Consider the following 21,750-nt stretch of genomic DNA (forward strand, 5'->3'; position numbering starts at 1 on the left):
GACTAAAAACTTTGAAAGAACTTTGGCTCATGCTAATGCGAAGATTCATCTGTGTTTTGTCAGACTTATGCTCATTCATATTAGCAGCGATCGCCTAAGCTTTCAGAGATCCCAAATGGGTTCTATATAAAGCCCTTGGTTGCGGATGGTATTGGAATTTTTACACAGAGTATCACATTCTGACCAATCGGGGTGAAATTTATTTATAACGTGCTTTTATACTAATTGCATCGTTGGATTCTAAATATCGACCTATGGTCATCATATTCCACATTAGTACATATGCTCATGTCAATGCCACTTCATAAAAATAATTGTAAACATTTTCAACTCGGAGTTTTTGACTACGTTTGACTATAAAGGAATATAAAATGATTAAAGTTTTACAATACCTCGTCATCGCTACGTGAGTCTAAATAACCTTGTAACAAGCGTCTCAATAGTTCATTGCCATTCAAAAATAGATTTTTCTCTATTTCTTCATGTTCCAAGCCACAAACAACATCTGAACCCAACCATATCACTATCTCCTCATGTTCCAAGCCACAAACAACATCTGAACCCAACCATATCACTATCTCCTCAAAAAACGAGCGTGCTTCCTCAAAAAAACCCGAACTTATCGTAGATGCTTCCATATATCTCACCGAAATATGATTTTTAACTGGGAGACATCGGCTGTCACTACTGCTCTTTTAATTGTTTCAAAAGCTTATGAAGACAGCACTCTGACTTTTACTCTTGAATACTATACCATCTTTTGACAAGAGCCGCACCCAAATCATATTCCCATTCAGCAACGCCAAATATCCAAATAGCAGGGGCAAATACATTTAATGTTAGTATCGAGTCTCGGTAAATTACGACGTAACTAAAAGCACCATATGACAAGTATGGTATGCACTCAACTCCAATCAGCTTATGCAAGCCCTCATTATCTGGGTGGGGTTGGCGATCGCTTCTGTTAGGACTCTAGGCTCAAATGGTAAGTAAGCTAATAAAGGACTTCCAGAAAATAAAATATATTTTCTGGAAGTCCTTTATTGACATATAAAGTCAGAAGTGTTAGTGTCAAATTTACAGGCGTATAAGCTAAATTTTTAAAGCTCGATAGTACAATCTCCTAATACTCAAACTAAAATCCCTCAAGTCGAATGAAAGCTGTGTTGTAAAAATTCATGGCTTACGCAAGTGACAGATATCTAAAAACATGGATTTGAATTTGTAAAGCTTATGATGTAAGTATTAGACAAAAAACTGCTGATGCGTCAGTTGCGTAAGTCCTAAATATGCTGAAATTTGAGATTCCACTCTATGAGTCTGTGAAGATGACTGAGGATCTAGAGGCGAACGTATCAGCAGTTAAAAACGACACCAGTCCATAGCACTTTGGTTGGCAACCCGGAAAGAACACTGATAGACTATCATGAACGAACTTGTGCAACGATTATCAAAAGGTAATCATCCCGTTGAAGCCAATCTACTACCTGAGAAAACAGCTCCAGCCTTGAAAGAGAGTATTGATCGTGGGTATGTTCATATCAAATTCACCAATACTAAAGGAGGCACTGATCTAGGTGTCAGGCTTGATCGCGATGCTTCCAATCTGAATGAGGCTAACTTTGAGTGCCAAACAGGAAAGATTCACCTGGTGGGTGATCTGACGCTCAATTACGTGAAAGTTCGATGTATTGTAAATATTGACCTTGAAACCCTAGAAGGCACTGGACACCTTGAGCCAGTAGAAGTGGAGTAAGACACCTTCAGAGGGTGTTTGAAGAGTCAGTCAGGTTGTAAAAAAGCTCTCTCAGTGTAAGCGGCAAATAGATATTACACAGCACAGAGAGAGTGAGATGGGTAAAGCTTACGCTAGTAACCTGACGTGGAGCCGATATGAATTTCTGAGTCAGATAATTTCAGAAGCCAAACCCGGTGGTCATGAGCGTGAAGTCGATATGTGGGAAGTTCTAAATACGATCTTCTATATTCTGGTAGAAGTAGTTCGATGGCGAGCATTACAGGCGGCTTTCCCCACAATGCAAGACAGTGTACAGATATTTCCGTAACTGGCGCAAAGATGGAGTATGGTTGCACATTCATGGTCAACTGCGAGAGTGGACGATAATTAATATTGAGCCTCATCCAAGTCCATCGGAGGCAATTATCGACAGTCAAAGCGTCAAGAGTGCGGCGATGGTGAGTCAATCAGTGGGTTATGATGCGGGCAAACAAATTAAAGGGATTATATGATTCAGTTTCTCACTTCTTGTTTTCTTTACTTCACACCCTGTATTCAGATGCAACTCCCAAAGGAAATATGGAGTATGAAAAATAAAGGTGTAACCCTGTGGTTCACAGATTTAAGTGGTGTTGGCAAAACTACTATTGCTAAAGGGGTAGAGAGCAAGATAAAAGCACGTAATTGTTTAGTTGAAGTTTTGGATGGCGATGTAATAGAAACAAATTTCACCTAATTTTGTGAAGAACCGTAACCAAAACAGAAGTAAGGAGATAACTTTATGAAAATGCCCAACTTTATCATTATAGGTGCAGCAAAAGCTGGAACGACTTCACTCTATAATTATTTAAAGCAGCACCCGCAAATATACATGAGCCCCGAAAAAGAACCGGGCTTTTTTGCCTACGAGGGTAAGAATCGGGAACATTGTAGGCCGGACGGTAACGTGGTAAAGTTCTTCTCTATCACTAGTATTGAAGCTTACCAGGCACAGTTCGAAGGGGTCTCAAACGAAACGGCTATCGGTGAAGCAACCCCCATATACCTCTACAACTCAAGGGTTCCTGAACGTATACAGCAATACATACCGAACGCAAAGGTAATAGCTATTCTTCGCGATCCAATTGAGAGGGCATTCTCGCACTTCTCACACTATGTCCGGGATCGCGTTGAGCCTCTTGCTGATTTTTCTCAAGCGATTCAGGAAGCAGAAGTTCGCATTCGTAACGAGTTGCTGAGCGGTCACTATATAGATTATGGATTTTACTATGCCCACCTAAAGCCCTATTTTCAAAGGTTTGATCGAGATCAGATTAGAATCTATCTGTACCAAGACTTCAAGGCTAATCCTCTGTGTGTAGTGCAAGATATCTTTCGCTTCCTGAATGTAGATGATACATTTACCCCAGATGTGTCTTTGAAATATAATGTTTCTGGTATTCCAAGGAATAGGGCTCTGCACACATTCCTCACCAACCTTGCTAGCCCCGACAATAAATCTCTCCTTAAGCTGTTGTTTCCTGAAGAACTACTTTGGCGTATTGGCGTCAATCTCTACAATTGGAATCTCAACAAGCAGCTGCTTGAACCGGAAGTAAGAAGGCAGTTGATTGAGATTTACCGAGAAGACATCTTAAAGCTTCAAGATCAGCTTCAGCAAGACCTTTCAAAATGGCTAGAGTAACTGGATGCCTAATGGGACTTAAATAGAAAATAGAATAAAAATAAGGTGTAATACTTTGCTAGCAAAGCTTTTACGTCAAACTAACACCTCATGAAAGAGCAAAGGGGAGTTTTCCAATGGTGAACTCAAGTGAAGTATCGCTTAAACTGCGTTATACGAAAAAGTGCCAAATAGGGCTGATAGGCACTGACCAAAAGGTAAATGGGTGGATTGATAGTTTCTCTTTCTATCAACCGTATCTTGTGGGTAGAGATTGCGTCCTCTGATGATAATTAAATCTTTCGCTCTACCTGTAATGAATAGTTCACCATTCTGCAAAAAGCCTAAATCTCCCGTCCGCAGGAATGGTTCAGATCCTGTATCTGATAGATAAGCGCGGAATGTCTCCTGTGTCTCTTCTTCACGATTCCAATAGCCTTGACCAACACTCGGTCCAGATACCCAGATTTCTCCGACTTCATCCGGTTGACAACTACTGAGTGTTTTTGTATTTGCGATTACTATTTTCTGTTCTCGTATAATTCGATCTTCTATTCCCTGTGCAAGATTGTTGGTTGTCAACCACTGCAACGATCGCTCTTCAGTCTTTTCTGTCATTAAAGACTGTACTGTAGGCAAAATTTACGTTGTCGTGAGAGCGATCGCAGCTTGTGCCGAAGTGGAAATTGCCTTTATTCATTGTTTCTGAGTAGCGATCGCTAACCTCGCTCCCTTCACTTGACGCACTTTATCCATTACCGCTACAACCTTACCGTGTCCTACCCCTGCATCGGCATTAATTACTACTATCGACTCAGGGTTTGCACCAACTAAACCACGGACTTGTTCAGTCAGCGCATCAATGGTTGTCGGCTTTTTGTTCAAGCTCACCTGGGCTTGCGAATCTATCGTCACAGTGATTCTTGTGGGAACTTGGGATTGTTGGGATGTGGCAGCTTTCGGCAAGTTTACGGGTAAACCTTCTTGTCGAGTTAGAAACAGCGTTGACATGATAAAAAACGTCAGAATCGCAAATATCACATCAATCATCGGCACAATATTTATTTGCGGTGGAATATCAGGTTCATCTGGTAGTCGCATAAGATTTCTCTCCTCGTTCGTAACGACGACGATAAAGTAGTTCTAATTGTCCGCCATATTCTTGCATAAAGGCGATTTGACGTTGATAAAGTCCTCGAAATGTATTGGCAAACATCAACGTAAAAATAGCTACAACTAATCCCGATGCAGTCGATACGAGCGCTTCACTAATACCTGCTGTGACGCTTCCAGTTCTACTACCACCAACATCACCAATATTTAGCGAGGCAAAGGAAGCTATCAAACCCAATACTGTACCAAGCAATCCCAACAAAGGAGCAAGGGAGATGATTGTCTCAAAGATATTATTAAAGCGTTTGAGAACGGGTATCTCTGCTTGAGCTTCACTTTCCAACGCTAAACGAAATTCCTCTGGATTAGGTTGTTCTAATTCCAAAGCCGAGAGAAACATTCTTGCAATGGGTAAATCTGCATTATGAAGCAGCTTATCTAGCGCACCCACCACATTATCCAAGCGATATAAATTCAAAACTTCCCGTACTACCCGACTCTGACGTTGATTAATCCGATACCAAAAACGAATCCGTTCTACAATTAAGGCGATCGCTACCACACTAAAAGCCAGTAGGGGGAACATCACCACGCCCCCAGCGGCAAACAGCTTACTTATTCCCATATTTTGCCCCTAAGCAGTATGAATTTGCCCAAAACAATCGATAAGTAGAAAATTCTAGTATTGATACTAGTTTTCAATAAACAGTAAAATGGAATCAGTCCTCATGTCAATCCTATTTCAAGCTTAATGACATAATTTTTTGTTATTTTTGACTAATAGAATTCTCTTGAAACTAAACTAAAGTTATTCTACATAAGTGTTTTGGCAAAGTCAATCACATAATTAGTGAATAAAATATTTATCTAATTAGTTTACTTTTGCACTGAATCGTTTTATTGTAGAAAGGCAATAGTGAAAATAAATAGCAATAGTTTATGAGTTTCTCCAGTATTGCGATAGAGCAGCGAGAGAAAGAAATCAAAGCGCTAAAAACTTTTTTGGTTTATAGCACAGTCGGCTCGTTGGTGCTGCACATCGCGGTACTGGCATCTGGTATTGGTAATATGATGACGCGAGTACCAGAACTGGATTCAAAACCGATTGAGTTGACTTTTGTGGAGCCGGAAGTCAAGGAAACACCAATAAAAGAAGAAAAAAAGCCCTCACCTGAAGATAATAAATTGGGGGAAAGCGAAATTTTGACATCATCAGCAGGAAATGGTGGTGGAGGTTCAGTTGGGGGGAGTTCATCTACACAGTCATCTCCTCAAATTCAAGCGCAACTTCCGGTAACCGTTCAGGCTTTACCACAAGCACCCGTGCGAGTGTCCGAGCCTATTGAAAAGCCAATCGTACCCCAAGCATTCACTCCCGCACAAAAGCTAGTTGAGAGGGAGCAACGTCAATCTGTCACTCCACCACAACCGCAAAAGGAAGATCCAGTCGTTTCCAAGGAACCACAAAAGCCAGTAGTAAATAACATACCAAAGGAAACAACGTTAGATCAAAAGCCTGTTGAAAAAACTCAGCCCCAAGAATCACAAAGTTCTACGAAAGTTGCAACTAACAACACTCCAGTACAATCATCGACTAGCACCCAAGAAAGTAGCGATAACTTGAGAAACACGCTAGGTAACATTAGAGATTCAAGAGCCACTCAAACAGCTTCTGGTAATGGTTCTTCCGATTCTAGTAAACCCTCAGGTGGTGGTAATTCCACCATTGCTTCGGGTTCTGGAACTGGTAACGGTACGGGGAGCGGTACTGGTACAGGTACGGGTAACGGAAATGGCAATGGTAGCGGTACTGGTACAGGTACGGGTAACGCCGTCGGTTTTGGAACAGGTAATGGTAACGGTACGCTTAATGGGAACGGGACGGGAAGCGGCAGACGTGAAATAGCCACTTCCCCAACACAACCCAAGATACCAAGACAAGTAGAAAAACCCGAAAGCAACGGTGGATCTGGAGGCTCTGCGGATGGTCGAGCCGCCTGTAAAGACTGTAAAGTTAAATACTCAGAAGGTGCTAGAAGGCGAAAAGCAGAAGGGCGAATAGAGGTAGCTGTTGATACAGATAAAAATGGGAATGTTACTAACGCGGTGGTGACTCGTTCCAGTGGCGATCGCGAGTTGGATGAAGAACATCTCAGACAAGCGCGGCAGTGGAAATTAAAACCTGCCGAACAAGGAAGGCAAGGAGTTAATATAGCTACAGAATACTCGATTGCAGGCTCTCGCCGTAACCGTGAAGTGCAACAAAGGCAGCAACAGCGGGAAGAACGAGAAAGACAGCGGCAAATAGCAGTATCTTCAGATAACAATAATTCTGGAAATGAAACACCAAGACGCAGAAGGAGAAATCTAGAAGCATCATCTAGTAATAATACTGATGTACCAGTATCGAATGGCAGAAGACGGCGAAATCTAGAATCATCAGGGGAAAGTGCATCTTCTAACGAGTCATCGAGAAGTAGCAGCCTGAGTCAACGCTTGCAACGACGTACAGAAGTTAGTGCATCCAGGAACGAAGATCAAACACCACGTAGACTTCGGGTAAGAAATTCTGAACAAAGTTCTATTGGTAGTCGCTTGCGTCGTCGTGGCGTAGAAAATAATTCAGAGTCACCTGCATCAACACCACGCAAACGCAGGGAAGTAACTGCTGATGTCAGAACATCAGGAGAACAGCAAGCACCTATAAGAAGGAGACGGGAATTAAATCAATCAAATCAGTCTTCAGATACTAGTAGTCGTTTGCGTAGCGTGTTGCGGCGCAGTCGCGAATCTACACCTACTGCACCTAGTAGTGATCCAGAGGCTGAATAATAGACATTCCGGATAGGGGTAGTGTTACGGAAGCTGTCACTCTTTGGCAAGGTAGTAGGCAAGTATTAAACGTCTCCAAAATAGAAGCGTTCTCTGGTAAAAGAGTATAAAATGGTCTTTTTTCCCAGAATAACATGAGTGACACATTAGGTGGCACTGTATTTAAATGTTATATATGCAACAGAACCCACATCTTTTAGCGATCGCCTAAATTTGTGATGACCCGTAGATCAAAATGGATCAAGTCGAGCTGAGAACGAGCAAAAAAAACTATTGACAATCAGTTGGGTAAACCAACTTCTACTCCCACCTTAGGTTGGGTGTTTCAATGTTTTATGTCGATTCATTTGGTTACGATCGCCCAAATCAAGCAAATTGCCAACTTAACCAAAGGATTGGCAATGGATTCTCCAGTTTTTTGGTGCCCCTTGTCGAAAACATTATCTTCTTTCTTAAGTGAACTACCACACACTCACTCTCGATCAAGTAGAGTGTGGGCTTCTCCCTTCAACAACCACAGCCCCCACAGTAGTAGACTTACGCCCATACTGTTTTGGTCTTACCGAAAAATTGGGTAAATTACCGCCGATACCTCAAAGTTTTATATCATTCCACATTTCGGCGTCAACCTCAAGGTCTGATTCGCTAAAGGCGCGTAAAATTCAATGCTGGGTTTGAAGTTAAGGAATTAATATTCTCGCTGCTTCAACACTCAAGAAAACTTTACAATCTTAACGCAGAGGAGTATCGCCATGTTTCTGCTGTGAAACTTCGGTTCTACGTCAGTATTTCCCTGCGATCGCAGGGGTGTTATCCTAAAAACCGAGTAACTTTGCCTAAGTTTTCACTCTCCTTGCTTCTAAAGCAGGTTTTTTGAATAATTCCGTACTATTATTACTTGTCTTTTGTAAAGATATCTTAATAAAATGTTAAATTTTGACATTAAATAATAAATTTAAATAAAAGAGTTAAGAAGATTAGAAGAATAACTTATCGAATTCTTGATATATTGTGGAACAAGATACAAATTACGTGGTGTGCAATTTTTGTCTTTCGTTCACGACTCTGCTAAATCAGCTCTGAAAAAAAGTTTCTCCTTGTCTGTTGCTCGGAAACGGGTAAAGAGGTGTGGGGTAAAGGAACCGGTAATATATACCAGCCAAGCTTTAGCAGTGAATTTACTTTCAAAAGGCGATCGCTCAGTTGAGCTATTTTTAGTAGAGTGCGAAAAAGAGATAAAAAAGAATTTACATTCATGGGACGATGGAAAAGTATACGCGCATCTTGCGTTCATACAAATGAAAAGCACTGATGAGGAAGATTACTAACTCAACTAAGTGTGAATCAAAAAACCGCTACCCATTGTTAAAAGCAACCCTTAAGAAAAATTTTCCGGAATCTTCTCACTGCTTGTTGGGGGGAAAATTCTGGTGAGGGAAAATTGCACAGTACGTAATTTGCTTGTAAATAAAGATTGACTTGTTGGAAGGATAAAGTATGTCTTACGCGCAAACGAAGACTCAGTCGAAATCAGGTTATCAGGCTGGGGTAAAAGATTACAGATTAACTTATTACACCCCAGACTACACACCTAAAGATACAGACCTTTTGGCAGCATTCCGGATGACTCCCCAACCTGGAGTTCCTCCCGAAGAAGCTGGTGCAGCAGTAGCTGCTGAGTCTTCCACTGGTACTTGGACAACAGTATGGACTGACTTGTTAACCGACCTTGACCGCTACAAAGGTCGTTGCTACGACATCGAACCAGTTCCCGGCGAAGACAATCAGTACATTTGCTACGTTGCTTATCCTCTAGACTTGTTTGAGGAAGGCTCTGTAACCAACATGTTGACCTCGATTGTAGGTAACGTATTTGGTTTCAAAGCATTGCGGGCGCTGCGTTTGGAAGACTTGCGGATTCCTGTTGCTTACCTCAAGACTTTCCAAGGTCCTCCTCACGGGATTCAAGTTGAACGTGACAAATTAAACAAATATGGTCGTCCCTTGTTGGGTTGTACCATCAAGCCCAAGCTCGGTTTGTCCGCGAAGAACTACGGACGTGCCGTTTATGAGTGCTTGCGCGGTGGTTTGGACTTCACCAAAGACGACGAAAACATCAACTCAGCACCATTCCAAAGATGGCGCGATCGCTTTCTGTTTGTATCAGAAGCCATCCACAAAGCACAAGCTGAAACCGGCGAAATCAAAGGTCACTACCTCAACGTTACCGCTCCTACCTGCGAACAAATGTTGGAACGGGCTGAGTTCGCTAAAGAACTCAAAATGCCCATCATCATGCATGACTACCTGACAGCAGGTTTCACCGCTAACACCACCTTGGCTATCTGGTGTCGCAAGAACGGTATATTGCTGCACATCCACCGCGCTATGCACGCCGTTATCGACCGTCAAAAGAACCACGGTATCCACTTCCGTGTATTAGCTAAGTGCTTGCGGATGTCTGGTGGCGATCACATCCACACCGGAACCGTTGTTGGTAAGCTGGAAGGTGAACGCGGTATCACAATGGGCTTCGTTGACCTACTCCGCGAAAACTACGTAGAGCAAGACAAGTCACGCGGTATTTACTTCACCCAAGATTGGGCTTCCATGCCTGGTGTAATGGCAGTTGCTTCTGGTGGTATCCACGTATGGCACATGCCCGCACTAGTCGAAATATTCGGTGACGACTCCGTACTACAATTCGGTGGTGGTACTCTCGGACATCCTTGGGGTAACGCTCCTGGTGCAACCGCTAACCGCGTTGCTTTAGAAGCTTGTATCCAAGCCCGTAACGAAGGACGCAACCTCGCTCGCGAAGGTAACGACGTTATCCGCGAAGCTTGTAAGTGGTCTCCAGAATTGGCTGTTGCTTGCGAACTGTGGAAAGAAATCAAGTTTGAGTTCGAGGCAATGGATACCGTCTGATTTGAAGTTAAGAGTTAGAAGTTAGGAGTTAGGAGTTAAATTAATTCATAACTCATAACTCATAACTCATAACTCATAACTCTTTTGGGCTGGGTCAAGCATGGATTTAAAACAAATTGCGAAGGATACAGTTAAAACGCTTTCTAGCTACCTAACTTATCAAGCAGTGCGGACGGTGTTAACTCAACTTGGCGAAACGAATCCTCCCTTGGCGTTTTGGCTGCACAACTTCTCCGCTGACAAAATTCAGGATGGAGAAGCTTACATCCAAAGTTTGTTCCAAGAAAAGCCAGATTTGGCTTTGCGGATCATGACTGTGAGGGAACATATTGCCAACGAAGTCAGCGACTTCTTACCCGAAATGATTCGTATCGGCATCAGCCAAGCAAATACAGAACACCGTCGTCAGCATTTAGAGCGAATTACGCAATTAAATATGTCGATACCCAGCCCAGAATCAGAACAAACAGCTTCAGATCCAAATTTGGATAACTCATCAAGTTAGTCAATAGTGGTTGGTGGGAGCGTGGATAGTGGATAGTGGTTGGTGAATAGTGGATAACTGTTAACTGTTAACCGTCAACTAACAACTAACTCCTAACTCCTAACTCCTAACTCCTAACTCCTAACAACCAACACCTTTGTAGTCAAAAATTGCCCTCCTTTATTACCAGCTATGCAAACCTTACCAAAAGAGCGTCGTTACGAAACCCTTTCTTACCTGCCTCCTCTGTCTGACGCTCAAATCGCCAAGCAAGTGCAGTACATCTTAGACCAAGGTTACATTCCCGCTATCGAATTTAACGAAAAATCAGAGCCAAACGAATTCTACTGGACAATGTGGAAACTGCCTTTGTTCAACGCTAAATCAACACAAGAAGTGTTGAGCGAAGTTCAAGCTTGCCGTTCTCAATTTTCCACCAGCTTCGTCCGGGTTGTGGGTTTTGATAACATCAAGCAGTGCCAAATTCTCAGCTTTATTGTTCACAAACCCGGCAGCAGCAGATACTAAAAAAGGTAAAAGTAAGAATTACCTTTTAACTTGACTTGAGATAGAGAGGTAGAATTATCTACCTCTCTTATTTTCGTAGTAACGACTTCAGTCGTTATCTTAATAAGAAGAGGACTGAAGTCCTCACTACGAATTTACGCACCCTACTACTTCAGTCGTTATCTTAATAAGAAGAGGACTGAAGTCCTCACTACGAATTTAAAAAATATCGCCTTCTTCATCAGATTGAGTCGGAAGACATCCAGAAACGACAATAAAACCAACAGAATCAAGACGAATAGAAGGATGGCGAATTCCTTCGATAATTAGTTGTATTAAGTCAGTTTCTGTCTCAATTTCTTCTGCTAGCTCAGAATCAGACCTTTCTTTGTTTTCAACAAGTTGATTAAGCCGCAACTGTAACTGTTCAATGCGCTTATTTAATTTATCTTCAGCTATTTTCCCCTGTTTTTCGCACAATTCCAGAAAATCAGGACGCTGCTGGAGTAGTTCCAAAGAAGTTTGACGCGCTTGATAGCAAAAGTCTTGCCATTTATTAGCTTCAACAAAGTTATCAATTATTGATAAGCGACTTTTGGCTAAATTATAATCACGGTATTGAATGCCACCTTTACCTCTATAAGGACGCTGCAAAATAGTTAATAATTCTTCATTTTGCACTACAGACATAGGCTCAACTGCATCAACGAAAATAGACTCGATTCTTGGGGGAAATAAGCCATCAGCCCGACGCTTGAGAATGTGATATTTGGTGTCGTTTTTGAGGTAAGTTAAATTTGCTTCAATGATATAATTGAATCTAAAACCAAACCATTCCTTACCTTCACTATTATCCCAAGATTTATCAAATCGCCATAGTGCAAAAGCTTGACCTCTGTCATCCCAGTGAATGTATGATGCTAATGATTCCAGAAATTCTTCACCAATTCTATAGAGATTGATATCAGAATTTTGATTTGCTAATTTGCGGTTAAAAGTACCAAATGTCTCTGCAAAAGTGTTGAAGTAAGTTCTCAATTCATCTACTGGAAGCAAGGTACGCATTGTTGGTTGGTAGCGCTGTATTCCAGTGAAATCGGTTTTATAAACTTGCTTAAATTCTAAAGCTTCACAAATCCATCCTTCTACACATCGCTGTATTTCTTGATATTGAGCATCATAATTATCTAATGCTGTAAAATACTGGATAGCATCTTCATCAAGAATATCAATCTCATCTAAAACGTTTTGCTCGTTCAGTTTGATTTTTTCGGTGGCGATTTCACCTGGAATTTGTTGTATACTTTCTATTAGTCCATTTGCGCCAGTTTCAAACAGCTTTGCTTCAAGTTGCGGCAATTTTGTATCTACATAAAACTGAAGACTAGTAATTGATTGTTGAAAGATTGTTAAACCTTCTTTTAACAAACGATACCAAGCATCGTGGGGACTATCTTCTAAATCTGGACCGGCAAATACTGTTAACTCAATTTTATGTGTAGTGTAGATGCTGTCTATCCTACTGATTCTTTTTTCCAGGCAATTTGGCGACCAAGGAATGTCAAAATGAATCATCCAGTCGGCAAATTGTAAACTACGACCTTCTTCGGCAGCAGAATCACAAACCAGAATAAAACACTTTGGATCGTTTTTGAATTGTTTAAGATTCTTTTCAACTTCAGCACGAGTTTGTCCCACTTGATGAGTTGCGACAGTTGCTTTCCCAAAACTGCTTCTCAAACAACGGACGATTTCTGCCCCTACTTGGGGAAAGCGGGTAAATACAACAATTTTTGGGAGTGTATCACCCGGTATTGGTCTTGTAATGCGTCGCTGTACTTGTTCGAGTAATTTGCTGAGATTTGAACGATAAGATTGTAAATTAAAGCGTTCGCTGAGGTGGTAAAGTAATACTGTTTTGAGTAATTCGATGCGATCGCCATCTTCTGAGGGTTGTCGAACAATTTTTAGCAAAGACTCTAAAATCTCTTCTTCCGAAGCAAATTTCGGAGTATCAGTAAGCATGGAAATGCTTTCCTCATCAAAGTCTTGAATTAACTCTTTGCGAGAAGAGTTCTTTAACCGTGCGGTGATAACCTGTTCTAAAAGACCAAACCAAGTACCAGAAGCCAGAAATAAAAGCAGAAATATGCGCTGATACTCTTTTTCCTTGGGAGCAAGGCTACGCCACTTTTCAATAGATTCGTGAATGTCTATTGAACGCTCATCTAAATCATACTCGGCTTTGGGTGTAATATTTCTCTCAAGGATTACATCTTCTACCCAAGCAGGACGATTGCGGAGGATTCGTCTATGAAGTCGATGGGTGTCGCTGATGTGGGTGCGAATTGCTCTGATGATTTTTTCTGGGTCGGTGGCTGTTTCTAAATTTTCTAGCTGGTCTGCTAAATTCAGTAAATAAGTATCTTTGGGAAAAAGCTTTCGGAGTTGATTTAAGTTGTCTTTCAAAACAACAGAATCTGCATTTTCCAAGGAAAGTAAAATTCTACCAATTGCGGCACGGTTTTGCACTTTGGTGCGAAAGGAAGACAAATCATCCATCCGATAGATGTCAGGATCTAACAGATGTAGCATGGTCAGATAATCGCGCTCGTGGTTTAATAGTGGGGTAGCAGTAAGTAAAAGCAGGCGATCGCATTTATGAGCTATGTGTTTGTAAATCGCAAAACGCTGGCGTTCTGATGCGTCTAATGAGTACGCCATTGCGGCAATTTTGTCAGCTTCATCGAAAATTACAAAATTTATATCTGCGTTGCGGTTAATTTTTTGCACATCTTCCACCGCTACCACTTTCACTCTATCAGGAAAATGAGAGATATAAAATTTATTTTCTAACTCTTGATGCCATTGTTCAAGTAAATATTGCGGTACTACTACTAAAGCTGTTCCCTGGGGTTCATCTAACAAATATTGCCGCAGAATAGCACCGGCTTCAATCGTTTTTCCCAATCCCTCATCATCTGCTAATAAGTAGCGTTGAATTGGGTCTTCTAGGACTCTGCGGATAACTTCAACTTGGTGGGGATAAAGTTTAATGTTAGCAGAAAGTAAGCCTGTCATGCCCCGACTGACAGAGCGTTGCGACATCAAACAATTCACTAAGGCAAGTCGTCTTTCGTGGAAGTACGGGGTTTCTTGACCCTTCATCGCTAAAATATCAATTGGGTCTTCAATTGGTAAATCGCAACGCACGTAAACTTCTTGTTCAGTTACCAATACGGTCTTTTTATCTGGTAAATCAACTTGATATAAATCGTGGTCTTCATCCCAAGCGAAAATTCTGCCGATTCCCCATCGATCTTCATTGTCTAATTTGATATAACAGCGAGTTTGACGCTGAATTCTCACTTGAGACAGGGAAATTAAAGGTAACGTATTTGAAATCCGCTTTCCTAATGAGCAAAAATATTCTACAACTACCGATTGCTCGGCTATTTGAGTAACTTTGCCTATTCCCAGATTGTTATTGCGCGATCGCACTAATGAACCAACTTGAATCATATCCACTGTCTCATAATTTCGTCACGGTCAACCGCTTTGATAAATTTACTCAAAGCAGAAAATTCACACTTTTCGCCAAACTTAATAATAGTTTGTATATGTGATAGCGCAACATAATCACGTTATACGCTCTTTAGATACGGCTTTTGAGGTTCACCTTTAATTGATAGGCAAGTCCGATTGCCTAGCTTACCATAACTTACTTCCGCCATCACGCGCCGACGGGTTGAAATTTGTGGATATCTCAACTTTTCGTCATTCCACTGTAGAGACGTTCCGCGCATAGGCATCTCTACAGTAAAATGACGTATCAGACCTACCATTCGCTCTTCTGCATCCTACACGTAAAGTAATGCAACTTCTGTCAAGCGACTGATTAATTTTTCTGATAGGCTCAACATAATTAACGGGTATAAAACGTTCAACAGGAAAAACCCGTGAGTGACGAATTGAAAAAAGGTGACAAAGTTAAGTGGAAGACTTCCCAAGGTGAAACCACTGGTGAAGTGGAAAAGAAACTCACCTCATCCACAGAGATTAAAGGACATCACGTTGCTGCCTCAAAAGATAATCCTGAGTATTTGGTTAAAAGCGATAAAACCGGCAAAGAAGCAGCTCACAAACCTGGTTCTCTTGAGAAAATCGAAGAGTAATCTAGCGTTATGAGTAAAGATGTCAAATCGGTGATTTCCGAGTTTCACCCTTGTGTGAATATGACACCAAAGGAACTCGAATCTTGGCTGAAAACAGAGGAATCTCAATCTGTAGGACAAAAAAAAGATGATGATGAGTCAATCGGACATAAATCCGGTAAACGCGTCATTAAACCTAGACGTGAAAATTAAATATGCGTCAACCAAAACCCCTAGAGACGCGAAATTTCGCGTCTCTACATTGTTTTCTGGAGATGAAAGATTGAATTATTGCACAAGAAAAAAGATGACTACACACACCCCGGATTTATCGCACATGAAAAAAGTCGTCAGTTATGTACATCGTCACTCAGGTAAAAAATAAAAGGTAGAGACGTTCCGCACCGAACGTCTCTACTATAGACAACCTATTTGAAAATTAAATATGCGTTATCCAAAACCCCAAGAGACGTAGCATTGCTTTGTAGAGACGTAGCTAGCTTACGTCTCTACATTCATTTTCACGTCTATGTCTTATTAATAGTAGAGACGTCTATACTATTAATTTAATTCAACCAAACCAGTATGATGGTTGAGAATCTACTTGGACTGTTTCAAGGCGATCGCTAATCCAATCCGATTTTTCTTTCATGATTGAAGAAATGCCTTGGTGAATTAAATTTTGCAAGTATAGGGTTTGTTCTAAAGGACTACGAGGTAACTTAAAGTTTAACAAACACTCTTGGTCTAGCTGGTAGTTAGGAAGCGATTTATCATCAGTTGTACTATAAAGACAAGGAATGCGACCCAGAACAAAGCAAATTAATTCTTCCCGCAAATCAGGAATAGCAAAAGCTTGTTGATAAGGATTGTATGGATAAGTATCCAAAACGCTTTCAATCTCTCCTACAACTGATTGTGGTGTTAACTTTACTACTGTTTGCATAACGTTTTAGTTCCGTTTGATCCTGCTAATAATCGGTTCAGGGTAGAAAATCTTAATGCCAATGTCGCCGTAACAATTACTTAGATGCTAAAACCCGAAAACTAGTTTTTCTTTTGTTACAGTCAACAGATAAGTTCCTGCACTTATTTCAATTCAGATTTTTACTATTTAACAGTAAAATATCTGAAATAATACTCACTACACTCATTAAGTGTAATTTCTATCTTTCCATAATGCCAATTATTTCAAACTTATAAAAATTTGGGGCAAAACTACATAAAACGCATCATAAACTAATAGGGATCAATTTCAATCATTAAGAACAAATATTAATTATAAAAAAATATTGAATGAGTTGCTACTTTTTTTATAATTTACATTCCTTAGTAGTTTTTTCGCTAAATCTCCTTCTACCATTTCTAATTGCCGAAAAAATAGCTTTTTGCCATCATGAAAATCTGCCCTTCTGCGGATGATGCAAAACCGAGAAGCGCTAGAAATCTTTTGTGAGTTAATTGTCTAAGTTACAAACCTAACAACTTACTATCATTGCAAATTAATTGAGCCACAGATTAAATGATTACTTAAGAAATTCTAAAAAATTTAAGCCGCTTAAAGGTAGATTTCTCATCTTACTATTAACTTCCTCAGCAGCAGCTAATCCCGAAAGCATCGCACCTTCAACAAGTTTGCCACCACACCAATCACCACAGCACACTAAAGGTAAAAAACTTTCCGCAGATAAAAAAGCTTTGTCCCAAGGATTGCGAGGAAAAGCATAACGCCAGCGATGTACTTGCATCCATTGGGGAGTAGCCAGCCAAGAAAGTTGCACAGACTCACTTGCGCGTTGCAACATTTGCTGTGCGGCTGGGTGTAAATCAGGAGATTCTAAATAATGCTGTGCGAAATCAGCGCTACTTTGGATTACAAAAAGCGGTTGCTGCGAATTGTGACGCTTGCTGCTATCTAAACCAATCCAAGCTAAATCAGGATTGTCAACAAAAGTTAAGGCTTTCCACTCCGGAAGTGGCTGGGAGTCGGCGGGATACCCAGCCATAACGGTGAGACTGGGGTAAAATTCTATAGAACCCAAGTTATCTAGAAAAGCTTTATTGACTAAATCGCCTAAAGGTGCTAAAAGCGTGAAAGCTTGAGGTGCAGGAATCGCGACAACGACTGATGCAGCGGTTAACTCTTCATTGCTGGATTCAAAAGTCAGACGCCATTTACGATCAGCAGTTGGGGTAATAGCTTCGACACGTTGATTTCGGTAAATTTCTAAATTTTGAGCGAGAAAAAGGGCGATCGCACTCATTCCTTCTGGTGCAATATAATTTGCATCTGGCTCATTTGTCCACACTTCTAGAATATGATGGCGGCTCAACAACTCAACAAAACGCCTCAACAATTCACCCTTTGGCTTCAAATAACACACACCATGATCCGCACAAGTATTATGTAAACGTCGTGTAGCAACTCGTCCACCCAAACCACGCGATTTTTCTACCACCAATACTGAGTATCCAGCTTGACTTAACTGCTGGGCGCATACTAAACCTGCCATCCCAGCACCAATTACAGCAACATCAGTCATAATTCTTTCTTTGCGCCTCTGCTAGGAGTGCGTGAGATGATCATATATTAATTTAATGTCAAACTAACCGCAGAGGAAGCAGCCTGAGGGCGATTCATAAATCGCTATAATTTCAACAGTTACAAAATCCCAAATTTCTGAGTAACTATAAAAAAATGAGTAAAAACTTACCGTATATTCTTCGGGTTCCTCAACCGGAAATTGAGGAAACTTTTGCCGCTCACCAAACTACTCATCAGTTTTATCACGAAGTTCGAGGGCGTTCAGAGTTTAAGCGTCATTGTGAATGGTATCATATCACAGCAGAACAAAACCGTCAAGAATTAGAGAAAATGCGCGGCGAATTAAATATTTTCCGTTTGTTTCGCCGCCGATAAGAGACTTAAAATTATATTATTTCTAACTCATTATCGCGTAAGTGAGCCTTAAATTTTTTAGTAAACTGTACTACGAACGGCAGGTTAGCGCTAATAGGTTTATCTTTCCAAACGGTTGCAATTTGCACTACTTCCCCTTCTGACCCTTTGATATCAAAAGGCTGACTGCGATGCTCAGGATGATGGTAAATTAGTACGGATTCTTTAACGCGGACGCGATCGCCAATTTTCATCGAAACTCCTTGCGGTTTGAAACCCCGTCCTTCTAGGACGGCTTTATATTTGCTCCATTACCGCGCAAGGGAATTGTTTAATTCGGTGTGCTATTGTATTGCACTTTCGCGCTCGACAATTACCATTTCAAATCTCACAACCCTGTACGCATAACGGTTTTGCTACTTCGGTAGCCTCCCTTTCGGGGTTATGTTAGCCTTGTCAAAGTTATAAGAGCTTGTTGGGCTTGCAACACTGTTCCAGTGACCTTAGAACTGTTTAATTACAAGCGACAGAGCAGGGGACTGGCTGCGTATCCCAAGGTGTCGTGACTCAAATAACGTAGCAGTTAATACTTAGACGGGTCAGAATGGCTTGTTAGATTTCTCTTTCAAGCCCTATGCCTTTAGGCTAGGGTTTCTGACTTGCATTGATTTCAAAATAGACTGCTTGCTTTGGCAAAGATTAATGCTTAAGTACCTGCGCTCAAAACAAAGCCCCGAAATTCTGAACTCCCGTCAGCGCGATCGCTTATCATTCAAAGCCCGTGTAGGCTTTAATAGTAATTAGACGGCAACATCAGAGTCGTCAGGTACTTTAGCAAGAAGTCTCATTTTTTATCTTCGATTTCAAGAGCGTTAAACAAAGCGAGAACTCACACCTCATGGCGATGGACATGAGGCGTTACCTTATACTCCGAAGAGTACAACCATTTTCCTGATTAGGATGGGTCGGCTGATAAGGAAGGAACAACCCGATGACGCTTTTTAAGTGCGTCTTAACGCCAAGATTAATTTTACAACAAATGGGGCATTGGGCAGGAGGGAAGGGGAAAAGGGAAATATTTCCCCCACTCAAGAGCACTCTCCCTACTTCCCAGGTGGACATAGTTGTTGCACTTTTTGAGGAAGTTGCTGGCATCTTTGCTGGAAGGAATGAGGATTAAGTTGCGACCAAGCAAACAATCCCATTGTACTTCCTACCAGCAACGCCAACACTCCGGACAGTAGCACCCAAACCTTACCCCGACGTGGTTTTTTCACTTCAGTTGGAGTTGCAGAAACGGCAGGTTCTTCGGCTGATGGAATATCTAAATCTAGTAGCGCTTGAGAACTATCTGCCAACTCTGGTTGTGCTTCTTCTGGTTTTTCTTGGATTTCGACTGGCGGCTGGGAGGAAGTTACGCTCACCAAGTATTCTGGAGATACACGGCAATGGGTAAGCACTACCGTTGCGTTGTCATGACCATTTTTCTGATTTGCCAAATTAATCCAGTTGTCAGCTGCATCTTCTAGTGAAATTTCACCTTTTAAGACTGGTAGTGCATATTCTGTCCAGTGATTTTCCACCAAATTATGATCGCTGACTCCATCGGAACACAGCATTAATATGCCATCTTCTTCTAAGATAAATCGCTGAATTACAAAACGTAGAAATTCACCATCTTTTGTTCCCAAAGCTTGGGTAAGTGCATAAGCATCTGGACGTTGTAGTGCTTTGCGATACAGACTGCGGGCAAAGCGTACTTCCCGCGATGCCACATCATCATCTACTGTCAGTAGTTGGCAGTAGTTGTGTGTAATCCAGTATGCGCGGCTATCACCGATACTTGCCAAGTAAAGTTCATGGCTATTCTGTGAGTAGCATCCAGGGGTTATCTCGACTTGTTGCGGCACTTGTAGAGCCATAACGACGGTTGTTGCCATGCGTTCTCTAGCTTGGCGTTTTTGCTCGTCGTTGCAGGCACAAATCACGTTATTTACAACCCGCAAACTTGCTTCTAGTTGCTGCTGTAACAATTCTGGGGATACTAGTTCAGTTTGTTCTGCTACTTCTGCTAGTAAAGCGCGAATTTGCAACTTCAGAGATTGTACTGCCAATTGGCTGGCAACTTCGCCACCTTCGTGTCCGCCGATACCATCGCAAACAATCGATAAGCGGGGTAGTAAGGGATCGTCTGAGTTACCAAAGGCTATGGGATAACAAGTATCTTCATTTTGCTTGAGTTGGGGACCGCTATCTGTTGCCCCTGCCACTTTTAGATTTAATGGCAATTGCGCTGCTAATGATAGTAATAACTGATTAAGTTGAGTTGCGATCGCTTTCAACTCAATTTCACCCTGATGGCACATAGAATCGACTATTTTTTGCAAAGCTGGTGCTACTTCTGATTTAGCCACAGCGACAATCGGCTTCCAGCACTCACCCAACTGTTGAAGACTCGGCTGTTCTGACTCATAAAGTTCCAAGAGTCTCACACACCAACCTTGCACTCGCAGGTTGTCGGGAAACAGTAAACTCAGGGCAACTCCAAATTCTGATAGAGGTTGCCAAAGTTGAATAATTTGCCACAGAAAGTTTACTTGTCGGACTGGGGTTGCTTGTTCCCATGCCTCGGTGATCGCTGGATATAAATTTCCCGTTTCATCTATCGGTACATTTTCCAGTAAAAGTATATCACCCGCAAATCCATAAACTTGAGGCAGATGGGAGCGATCGCTTGATAAGCGTAAATAAGGAATAATTGCTTTTGGTAATTCTTCGGGTATGTCTGGCAGCTGGAGGGGTTGAATATCCAGCCAAATTTGTGATGTAATTACCTCATATCTATCTTTTATTAGTTCTCCCGGTCTAATGGCTTGATGTTCTCCAGTAGACCAAATATAACGATGAACTAAAGGAATTTGACAACTTGCACATAATCTGCTGTCACCCACAGAATTAATGGGATTACTACAACCTGGATTTGTGCAATAAATTATCCGCTCTTGTGAAATCATGCACCTAGAAGTTAAAGGTTTAAATCAACCGCTGAATTTCGATTACATCTGGCTGTCAGCTCAAGGATGAAGTGTCAAGTATCAAGGATGAAATTGATACTTGACAAAAGTTGTGCTTTTTGTCAGATTTCTTTTTTTATCCTTCTCAATCGCATTCATACGCACTCGCGAACAAACTTTTTGATTGTTTTGAGTAAGTTATAATCAGATTTTCTGGTATAGATTACTTCTACAATGCTATTTAAATTTAATTATTTTCACTTACTTAATTTGACTTTCATCTCTGTCTGTTTGTGCGATCGCCACAATGTAGTCGAAAATTCAATTCTGCAATTATAGCCGAAACACTAGCATAAATTTCATCATTTGGGAGGAAGACAAAAAGACAAAAACAATTATTCTTCTTTCCCCCCTCCCC

General features: G+C 41.3%; 19 protein-coding genes and 3 pseudogenes. 12 read left to right on the forward strand and 10 right to left on the reverse strand.

What is annotated here, in order from left to right:
* Positions 1–389 precede the first annotated feature (389 nt).
* A pseudogene (locus tag OGM63_RS23865) lies at positions 390–638 on the reverse strand (hypothetical protein); the annotation flags it as partial.
* 788 nt (positions 639–1,426) lie between these two features.
* Between OGM63_RS23865 and OGM63_RS23870 the strand changes: the two are divergent.
* From OGM63_RS23870 to OGM63_RS23885, 4 genes are all read left to right on the forward strand, one after another.
* On the forward strand, positions 1,427–1,756 hold the full coding sequence (locus tag OGM63_RS23870; protein WP_263748166.1) for a hypothetical protein: 330 nt from the start codon (positions 1,427–1,429) through the stop codon (positions 1,754–1,756).
* A gap of 290 nt (positions 1,757–2,046) precedes the next feature.
* Positions 2,047–2,250 (forward strand): hypothetical protein, encoded by a 204-nt coding sequence (locus tag OGM63_RS23875; protein ID WP_263748167.1) that lies wholly within the window; start codon positions 2,047–2,049, stop codon positions 2,248–2,250.
* A gap of 74 nt (positions 2,251–2,324) precedes the next feature.
* Positions 2,325–2,474: an adenylyl-sulfate kinase gene (locus OGM63_RS23880; RefSeq protein ID WP_263748168.1), complete on the forward strand. Its 150-nt coding sequence runs from the start codon at positions 2,325–2,327 to the stop codon at positions 2,472–2,474.
* Positions 2,475–2,519: 45 nt separating this feature from the next.
* Complete coding sequence (locus OGM63_RS23885; RefSeq protein WP_263748169.1) at positions 2,520–3,422, forward strand: sulfotransferase family protein; 903 nt, start codon at positions 2,520–2,522, stop codon at positions 3,420–3,422.
* Between the two features lie 237 nt (positions 3,423–3,659).
* On the opposite strand, the pseudogene OGM63_RS23890 reads toward OGM63_RS23885, so the two are convergent.
* From OGM63_RS23890 to OGM63_RS23900, 3 genes and pseudogenes are all read right to left on the reverse strand, one after another.
* Positions 3,660–3,902, reverse strand: a pseudogene (locus OGM63_RS23890) (AMP-binding protein); the annotation flags it as partial.
* A 195-nt stretch (positions 3,903–4,097) separates the two neighbouring features.
* Positions 4,098–4,502, reverse strand: coding sequence for an ExbD/TolR family protein (locus tag OGM63_RS23895; protein WP_263748170.1), 405 nt, complete (start codon positions 4,500–4,502; stop codon positions 4,098–4,100).
* The gene (locus OGM63_RS23900; RefSeq protein WP_263748171.1) at positions 4,486–5,139 is read right to left on the reverse strand and encodes a MotA/TolQ/ExbB proton channel family protein; all 654 of its coding nucleotides are present in this window, start codon (positions 5,137–5,139) and stop codon (positions 4,486–4,488) included. Before OGM63_RS23900 ends, OGM63_RS23895 begins: the two co-directional genes overlap by 17 nt.
* A gap of 314 nt (positions 5,140–5,453) precedes the next feature.
* On the opposite strand from OGM63_RS23900, the gene OGM63_RS23905 reads away from it, so the two are divergent.
* The 5 genes and pseudogenes from OGM63_RS23905 to OGM63_RS23925 all read left to right on the forward strand — a co-directional run bounded on the left by OGM63_RS23905 (position 5,454) and on the right by OGM63_RS23925 (position 11,286).
* On the forward strand, positions 5,454–7,346 hold the full coding sequence (locus OGM63_RS23905) for an energy transducer TonB (RefSeq protein ID WP_263748172.1): 1,893 nt from the start codon (positions 5,454–5,456) through the stop codon (positions 7,344–7,346).
* A 257-nt stretch (positions 7,347–7,603) separates the two neighbouring features.
* Positions 7,604–7,802 (forward strand): annotated as a pseudogene (locus tag OGM63_RS23910) (IS1634 family transposase); the annotation flags it as partial.
* A gap of 1,041 nt (positions 7,803–8,843) precedes the next feature.
* Positions 8,844–10,274: a form I ribulose bisphosphate carboxylase large subunit gene (locus OGM63_RS23915; protein WP_263748173.1), complete on the forward strand. Its 1,431-nt coding sequence runs from the start codon at positions 8,844–8,846 to the stop codon at positions 10,272–10,274.
* 100 nt (positions 10,275–10,374) lie between these two features.
* Positions 10,375–10,779: a RuBisCO chaperone RbcX gene (gene rcbX, locus OGM63_RS23920; RefSeq protein ID WP_263748174.1), complete on the forward strand. Its 405-nt coding sequence runs from the start codon at positions 10,375–10,377 to the stop codon at positions 10,777–10,779.
* A gap of 171 nt (positions 10,780–10,950) precedes the next feature.
* Positions 10,951–11,286 (forward strand): ribulose bisphosphate carboxylase small subunit, encoded by a 336-nt coding sequence (locus OGM63_RS23925; RefSeq protein ID WP_263748175.1) that lies wholly within the window; start codon positions 10,951–10,953, stop codon positions 11,284–11,286.
* Between the two features lie 198 nt (positions 11,287–11,484).
* Here the strand turns inward: OGM63_RS23925 and dpdE are convergent, their stop codons facing one another.
* Positions 11,485–14,787 carry a protein DpdE gene (dpdE, locus tag OGM63_RS23930; protein WP_263748176.1) on the reverse strand — a complete coding sequence of 1,101 codons (3,303 nt, stop codon included), beginning with the start codon at positions 14,785–14,787 and terminating at the stop codon, positions 11,485–11,487.
* A gap of 122 nt (positions 14,788–14,909) precedes the next feature.
* Entirely contained in the window at positions 14,910–15,110 is a 201-nt protein-coding gene (locus OGM63_RS23935; protein ID WP_263748177.1) for a hypothetical protein, read from the reverse strand.
* A 114-nt stretch (positions 15,111–15,224) separates the two neighbouring features.
* Here OGM63_RS23935 and OGM63_RS23940 point away from each other — a divergent pair, with 114 nt between their 5' ends.
* On the forward strand, positions 15,225–15,440 hold the full coding sequence (locus OGM63_RS23940; RefSeq protein WP_263748178.1) for a hypervirulence associated TUDOR domain-containing protein: 216 nt from the start codon (positions 15,225–15,227) through the stop codon (positions 15,438–15,440).
* A gap of 9 nt (positions 15,441–15,449) precedes the next feature.
* Positions 15,450–15,632, forward strand: coding sequence for a DUF3140 domain-containing protein (locus OGM63_RS23945; RefSeq protein WP_263748179.1), 183 nt, complete (start codon positions 15,450–15,452; stop codon positions 15,630–15,632).
* A gap of 358 nt (positions 15,633–15,990) precedes the next feature.
* On the opposite strand, the gene OGM63_RS23950 is transcribed toward OGM63_RS23945, so the two are convergent.
* Both OGM63_RS23950 and OGM63_RS23955 read right to left on the reverse strand, forming a co-directional pair.
* Complete coding sequence (locus OGM63_RS23950; RefSeq protein ID WP_263748180.1) at positions 15,991–16,365, reverse strand: hypothetical protein; 375 nt, start codon at positions 16,363–16,365, stop codon at positions 15,991–15,993.
* Positions 16,366–16,945: 580 nt separating this feature from the next.
* Entirely contained in the window at positions 16,946–17,962 is a 1,017-nt protein-coding gene (locus OGM63_RS23955; protein WP_263748181.1) for an NAD(P)/FAD-dependent oxidoreductase, read from the reverse strand.
* 155 nt (positions 17,963–18,117) lie between these two features.
* Here OGM63_RS23955 and OGM63_RS23960 point away from each other — a divergent pair, with 155 nt between their 5' ends.
* Entirely contained in the window at positions 18,118–18,339 is a 222-nt protein-coding gene (locus OGM63_RS23960) for a hypothetical protein (RefSeq protein ID WP_263748182.1), read from the forward strand.
* 11 nt (positions 18,340–18,350) lie between these two features.
* Here OGM63_RS23960 and OGM63_RS23965 read toward each other — a convergent pair whose 3' ends face one another.
* Both OGM63_RS23965 and OGM63_RS23970 read right to left on the reverse strand, forming a co-directional pair.
* Positions 18,351–18,572, reverse strand: coding sequence for a ferredoxin-thioredoxin reductase variable chain (locus OGM63_RS23965; RefSeq protein WP_263748183.1), 222 nt, complete (start codon positions 18,570–18,572; stop codon positions 18,351–18,353).
* Between the two features lie 849 nt (positions 18,573–19,421).
* Entirely contained in the window at positions 19,422–21,332 is a 1,911-nt protein-coding gene (locus OGM63_RS23970; RefSeq protein WP_263748184.1) for a PP2C family protein-serine/threonine phosphatase, read from the reverse strand.
* Positions 21,333–21,750: the final 418 nt, after the last annotated feature.

Source organism: Plectonema radiosum NIES-515 (assembly GCF_025753815.1).
GTDB lineage: Bacteria > Cyanobacteriota > Cyanobacteriia > Cyanobacteriales > Nostocaceae > Hassallia > Hassallia radiosum_A.

Excerpts from the sequence above, each read along its gene's own strand:
- OGM63_RS23870 (WP_263748166.1), top strand. The coding sequence starts at position 1,427 with ATGAACGAACTTGTGCAACGATTATCAAAAGGTAATCATCCCGTTGAA.
- OGM63_RS23880 (WP_263748168.1), top strand. The coding sequence starts at position 2,325 with ATGAAAAATAAAGGTGTAACCCTGTGGTTCACAGATTTAAGTGGTGTT.
- OGM63_RS23885 (WP_263748169.1), top strand. The coding sequence starts at position 2,520 with ATGAAAATGCCCAACTTTATCATTATAGGTGCAGCAAAAGCTGGAACG.
- OGM63_RS23895 (WP_263748170.1), bottom strand. The coding sequence starts at position 4,502 with ATGCGACTACCAGATGAACCTGATATTCCACCGCAAATAAATATTGTG.
- OGM63_RS23900 (WP_263748171.1), bottom strand. The coding sequence starts at position 5,139 with ATGGGAATAAGTAAGCTGTTTGCCGCTGGGGGCGTGGTGATGTTCCCC.
- OGM63_RS23905 (WP_263748172.1), top strand. The coding sequence starts at position 5,454 with ATGAGTTTCTCCAGTATTGCGATAGAGCAGCGAGAGAAAGAAATCAAA.
- OGM63_RS23915 (WP_263748173.1), top strand. The coding sequence starts at position 8,844 with ATGTCTTACGCGCAAACGAAGACTCAGTCGAAATCAGGTTATCAGGCT.
- rcbX (WP_263748174.1), top strand. The coding sequence starts at position 10,375 with ATGGATTTAAAACAAATTGCGAAGGATACAGTTAAAACGCTTTCTAGC.
- OGM63_RS23925 (WP_263748175.1), top strand. The coding sequence starts at position 10,951 with ATGCAAACCTTACCAAAAGAGCGTCGTTACGAAACCCTTTCTTACCTG.
- dpdE (WP_263748176.1), bottom strand. The coding sequence starts at position 14,787 with ATGATTCAAGTTGGTTCATTAGTGCGATCGCGCAATAACAATCTGGGA.
- OGM63_RS23935 (WP_263748177.1), bottom strand. The coding sequence starts at position 15,110 with ATGGTAGGTCTGATACGTCATTTTACTGTAGAGATGCCTATGCGCGGA.
- OGM63_RS23945 (WP_263748179.1), top strand. The coding sequence starts at position 15,450 with ATGAGTAAAGATGTCAAATCGGTGATTTCCGAGTTTCACCCTTGTGTG.
- OGM63_RS23950 (WP_263748180.1), bottom strand. The coding sequence starts at position 16,365 with ATGCAAACAGTAGTAAAGTTAACACCACAATCAGTTGTAGGAGAGATT.
- OGM63_RS23955 (WP_263748181.1), bottom strand. The coding sequence starts at position 17,962 with ATGACTGATGTTGCTGTAATTGGTGCTGGGATGGCAGGTTTAGTATGC.
- OGM63_RS23960 (WP_263748182.1), top strand. The coding sequence starts at position 18,118 with ATGAGTAAAAACTTACCGTATATTCTTCGGGTTCCTCAACCGGAAATT.
- OGM63_RS23965 (WP_263748183.1), bottom strand. The coding sequence starts at position 18,572 with ATGAAAATTGGCGATCGCGTCCGCGTTAAAGAATCCGTACTAATTTAC.
- OGM63_RS23970 (WP_263748184.1), bottom strand. The coding sequence starts at position 21,332 with ATGATTTCACAAGAGCGGATAATTTATTGCACAAATCCAGGTTGTAGT.